The organism is Streptomyces sp. SID3343, from assembly GCF_009865215.1.
Lineage (GTDB): Bacteria > Actinomycetota > Actinomycetes > Streptomycetales > Streptomycetaceae > Embleya.
Window position 1 is genome coordinate 1 of the sequence record NZ_WWJX01001336.1, and the last position, 4,779, is coordinate 4,779.

4 protein-coding genes and 1 pseudogene are annotated in these 4,779 nt (G+C 71.0%); 2 read left to right on the plus strand and 3 right to left on the minus strand.

The window, feature by feature from the left end:
• Positions 1-1,231, minus strand: a pseudogene (locus GT354_RS42420) (excinuclease ABC subunit UvrA); the annotation flags it as partial.
• A 44-nt stretch (positions 1,232-1,275) separates the two neighbouring features.
• The gene (locus GT354_RS42425) at positions 1,276-1,767 is read right to left on the minus strand and encodes a hypothetical protein (RefSeq protein ID WP_161362168.1); all 492 of its coding nucleotides are present in this window, start codon (positions 1,765-1,767) and stop codon (positions 1,276-1,278) included.
• A 141-nt stretch (positions 1,768-1,908) separates the two neighbouring features.
• Here GT354_RS42425 and GT354_RS42430 point away from each other — a divergent pair, with 141 nt between their 5' ends.
• Both GT354_RS42430 and GT354_RS42435 read left to right on the plus strand, forming a co-directional pair.
• A complete protein-coding gene (locus tag GT354_RS42430) occupies positions 1,909-2,274 on the plus strand; it encodes a hypothetical protein (RefSeq protein WP_161362170.1) in 366 nt (121 codons plus the stop codon).
• An 83-nt stretch (positions 2,275-2,357) separates the two neighbouring features.
• Positions 2,358-2,837 carry a hypothetical protein gene (locus GT354_RS42435; protein WP_161362172.1) on the plus strand — a complete coding sequence of 160 codons (480 nt, stop codon included), beginning with the start codon at positions 2,358-2,360 and terminating at the stop codon, positions 2,835-2,837.
• 138 nt (positions 2,838-2,975) lie between these two features.
• Here the strand turns inward: GT354_RS42435 and GT354_RS42440 are convergent, their stop codons facing one another.
• Positions 2,976-4,589: a hypothetical protein gene (locus GT354_RS42440; RefSeq protein WP_161362174.1), complete on the minus strand. Its 1,614-nt coding sequence runs from the start codon at positions 4,587-4,589 to the stop codon at positions 2,976-2,978.
• Positions 4,590-4,779: the final 190 nt, after the last annotated feature.

Below are 4,779 nucleotides of genomic sequence, written 5' to 3' on the forward strand. Positions count from 1 at the left end.
GGTCGTGCTCGACCACGAGCACCGTGTTGCCCTTGTCGCGCAGCGCGCGCAGCAGGTCGTTGAGCCGCCCGACGTCGCGCGGGTGCAGGCCGGTGCTCGGCTCGTCGAAGATGTACGTCATCCCCGTCAGGCTCGTGCCCAGGTGTCGGACCAGCTTGAGCCGCTGCCCCTCGCCGCCGGACAACGACGCCGTCGCGCGGTCCAGGCTCAGGTATCCCAGACCGATCGCGGCCACCCGCTCCAGCGCGATCCGGGCGGTGCCGGCGAGTTGCCTGGTCTGCGGGTCGTCGAGTTCCGCGAGTACCTCGATCAGGTCGCTGACCTGCATCCGTGCCCAGTCGGCGATGTTGCGCCCGCCGATCCGCGTGGCGAGCGCGGCGGGATTGAGCCGGTCGCCTCCGCACGCCGGGCACGTGCCCTCGGTGAGGAAGGGCTTGATGGCATCGCGGGTGCGGTCGCTGACGTTGGTCAGGTCGCGCTTGACGCCGAGTCGGGTGAAACGATCATGCAACCCTTCGTAGTTGATCGAGTAGGTACCGGATCCGGTGCTCAGCGTCACCTTGCCGTCGGTGCCGTGCAGGAACTCGTGCATCTCCCGCGTGTCGTACTCGTTCAACGGCTTGTCCGGGTCCACTCGGCCCGAGTTGGCGTACATCTGCCACTCCAGGCCGCCGACCTTGTAGCCCGGGAGCAGAATCGCGCCCTCGTTCAGCGACTTGGTCCGGTCGAGCATCCGGTCCACGTCGGCCCGCACGGTCTTGCCGAGGCCGTCGCACTCGGTGCACATGCCTTGGGGGTCGTTGAACGAGTACAGGTTCACCTGCGCGGCATCCGGGCCGCCGTGCTTGGCGAACAGCGCGCGGATCATCGCGAAGATGTCGCTCATCGTGCCCACCGTCGAGCGGGCGTTGCCGCCGATCGGCTTCTGGTCGACGATCACGGGCGTGGTCAGGTTCTCGATCGCGTCCGCGAGTGGCCGTTCGTACTTGGGCAGTTGGTTGCGGATGAACCACGTGAACGTGCCGTTGAGCTGACGCTGCGCCTCCACGGCCACGGTGTCGAAGACGATCGAGGACTTCCCGGAACCGGAGACGCCGGTGAAGACCGTGATCCGGTTCTTGGGAATGGTCAGGGAGACGTTCTTGAGGTTGTGCTCGCGCGCTCCGACGATCCGAATGGCATCAGGGTCGACTCCGGCCGAGGAACCGGAAGGTTGGTCAAGGAGGCCCATCAAGATCCACTTCTCTTTGCGCCGACAAGGTCCGCGCGTCGACTCTAGGACCTGTCGCCGACATCGCTCGGCCGTTCGTCGGCGCCCTGGGCCAACCGACGCTCGATCACCTCGCGCACCCCTTGATACTTCGCGTCCGCGGCCCGCATCCGCGCCACGCACCGCTCGAACGCCTGCCGCGACCGCGCCCGGCGCCCGGGCCGCAGGTCCCCCCGGCGGCGGCGCACGACCGTCCGGTCCGCCATGAACCTGGTGACGGTCCGCACCCCGTGCTCGTGGCGCACCTCGGACTCGGCCCTGCCCAATTCCGCCAGGAACGCGTCGTGCGCGTGCTGCCACTCGGTGACCTCGGCGGGCGTGCCGGCGACCTTTCGACGACCGAGCATGTCGTCGCTCGGATCCACGTCGAACAGCGTGAAGGTCAGGCCGTCGGGTATCTCGACCCACGGCAGGATGCGCCACGGCCACGGGGCGAGGGTGAAGGTACGCGTCGATATGCCGGCCACGGTGCTCCCCCAGTCGAAATCCGGCTCCACGGTAGAGGTGTCGACGGGCGCGGCGAAAGATCTTCGTCGTCCGCCGCGACCCCGCACGGCCGCAAAACCCGATGCGCCGGCTGCCGACCCTCGCTACCGTCCGATCCTTGCACGGGAGTCGGGATCGAGCGCGGAGGCCGCATGCCGGTAGAGGACGAACCACAGGTGCACGAGATCCGGGTCCACGGGTTCGCCGACAGCGGCGAGGCATTCGCGGTACAGCATCCGATCGCCCGGATGCTGTGCCCGGAGGAGGAGCACACCGGCCCCTGCGACGTCCCATGGGAGTTCACCGTCGGCACCCACGACGAAGCCGATCCCGGCGACGAGCGCACCGTACTGGTCCTGGGCGTGCACACCTTGGGCGTCCGAGCCGCGGCGGTGGCCGACCGGGTGCGCGCGCTGGTGGGCGACACGCACCCGGTCGTCTGGGGCAGGGGCGACCCCGACCGGTTCGAGGCCCTGATCGAGCAGTACCGCATCGAATCGGCCTTGCCCCGGGACTGAGCCTCGTCCGACCGGTTCCGTGTCGGTAGGTGGCGGCGACTCGGCTGACACAAGGTGTCAGTGGACGGGCCTTACCGTCCGGCATGGCTTTCACGGAAAAACTGCTGCGGGTGCATCCGGAGATCGTGGTCGGCGGCCGACGAGTCAAGCGATACCACGTCACCGCCGACCCGGCGGGCATCGAGGCCGACGTGCAGCGGGCCGCGTACGCACGCCTTCCCGACCTGCTGCCCGAGCCGGACGGCACGCCGGCCGCCGCGTTCGTCGTCCTGCATCGCGGCGGCGACAACGGGGCCTACCTCAACGCGTACAGCTGGGTATGGGACAACGTCGTGCACTTCGCCGGCGCGGCCGCCGGTCAACCGGTGATCGGCTGCCCGGACGACGATCCCACCCACTTCGTCCGCCTCGAACGGCCCTGGATCGGCTGTGTCTGGGAGTTGCCCCCGATCCTGCACGAACGCGACGCGTGGGTGCGGCACATGCTCGACCCCGAGCACCCCGATCTGGACGCCTACCTCGCCGACGTACTCTCCGACGGCACCACCGGAGGGCGTTCCTGATCGCCCGGCCAAGGCGAATCGGCCGAGCGCTCGGCAGGTCCGGTATCGCCGCGGCACGAGACGGGCCGCCGCTGCGGGGACGGCGAACCACCACGGCACCCGGCCGACGCGGGGACGGCGTGGCGCCCACGTCGGTCTTCACGGACGCTCCCGCCACCATCCGGCCTGCCTCGACCCGGTCCGCCTCGACCCGGTCCGTTTCGACCCGGCCTGCTTCGACCCGGGGACGGGGCGCGCCGGGTGCGCCGTGGTCATGCCGTCTGCGAGGGTGGCCGCCGAGTCGCCTTCCAGGCGGTCCAGGAGTTCGGCCGCCCATGCGATCTCCCGGGCCATCCGCGCCGGGTCGAGCTTGTCCAGATGGCCGTTGTCGGCGGATGCCAACAGGTAGTTGGGGCCGGGGATGTAGGCCACACTCGGGATGCCCGCCGCGTGCAGTTCGGCGCCGACACCGAAGAACGTGCCGCGGATCGGCCGCAGCAGTTGCGTCCGGCGTAGGTCCACCGCGCGCAACGCCCGCGCGGCGACGCCCGCGACGGGCGTGGGCGAGTGGAAGATCGCGGCGAGTTCCGCGCGACCCGTCGGGTGGTAGCCGTGCCGGTCGTCGAGCCATTCGAGCGCGCCGAGGTGCTCCAGGGTCAGCGCGACGGCGGCGCGCCGAATCAGGTCCGGGTGTCCTTCGACGAATCCCACGGTCTCGGGCAAGTCCGGGCCGAAGTGCCCCGTGACGCAACTGAACACGTGCGAACGTCGGCGCTCCGAGCGGGGTTTCGCCGCGAGTCGGCGAGCGAGCACGCGGGAGGCGAGCGCGCCGTTCTCCTCGAACGCGTTCATTCCGTCGGTATGCGTGTGCACGACGGCGACCTCGGCGTCGTCGCGGGCGCCCGGGAGTTCGGCGACGAGCGAGTCCGACATCGCGGTGACCGTCTCGGCGTCGAGCAGCATTCGGGCCGTCGGCCGGGTGCGGGCGAGTCGGCGCAGCCGGCGGCCGGTTTCCCGGTCGACGATCAGCGCCGGTAGATCCTGGGCGGGGCGAATGAACGGGAGGTACTGCCCCGCGGCGTTGGGTGCCGACGCGTCGAGCACGAACACCGCGCCGACCGCGCCCGCGTCGCGCAGCCGCTCCAGCGTGGGCAGCGTCAACATCGCGGTCCACACGCGCTTGTAGTCGTCGGCGCGCCGGATCGTGTGCTCGGGGTCGTGGCGGTCGGTGCGCAGGAGGTCGAACAGGCCCGTGGGAAAAGGCGGTACGGGGGCGTCGACGACCACGATCCGGCCACGGACACCGCCCGGAATCGACGCGAGGGTCGCCGCGAGCGCGCTGCCGAGGTCGCGGGCCGCGCGCCCCAACGCCGAGGCCACACCGTGCACGTCGAGCAGGTTGCCGGGCAGGTCCGGCCCGGGCGCCAGGCCGGTGTACACGAGCGGCGCGGTGATGCCCTCGGGAGGGGTACTCCGGGACTGGGTGTAGGGGGCGGAGATGGGCACCCGGCGGGTTGCGGTGCCGTCGTGGATCTCCAACGACCACTTTCGGGCGGTCCATCGCTCGAAGGCGAACCGGTCGCGGGTGACCCGCAGGCCGGCCTCGGTGAACTCCGCGTCCAGCCAGTCGACGAACGCGTCGTGGCCCGGCGTACCGGGCAGCCGCGAACCGAAGGCGAGCATCCGCTCGATGTCGCGGGTCACCTCGGCGGGGGTGGGCAGTCCGGGCGGGACCGGGCCGCGGTGGTCGGGCGGGTCGGGGTTGGCGGGCATGCCCGTGCTCCTCTCTGGCCGCGGATGGTGGGTGGGCCGGGCAACCCAAACGCGGCAACCGGCACGGTCGACTCGGCCTCGACGATTCGGCCGGGTGGAGCACGGCCGTGCCGTCGAGACCCACGAGCCGGACCGGTACCGGGGGTTCGACCCACACGTGGTCGCCGTGCACGTCCACCCGTTCCGGCCC

Coding starts and splice junctions, on each gene's coding strand:
- GT354_RS42435 (WP_161362172.1), top strand. CDS start 2,358: ATGGCTTTCACGGAAAAACTGCTGCGGGTGCATCCGGAGATCGTGGTC.
- GT354_RS42440 (WP_161362174.1), bottom strand. CDS start 4,589: ATGCCCGCCAACCCCGACCCGCCCGACCACCGCGGCCCGGTCCCGCCC.
- GT354_RS42430 (WP_161362170.1), top strand. CDS start 1,909: ATGCCGGTAGAGGACGAACCACAGGTGCACGAGATCCGGGTCCACGGG.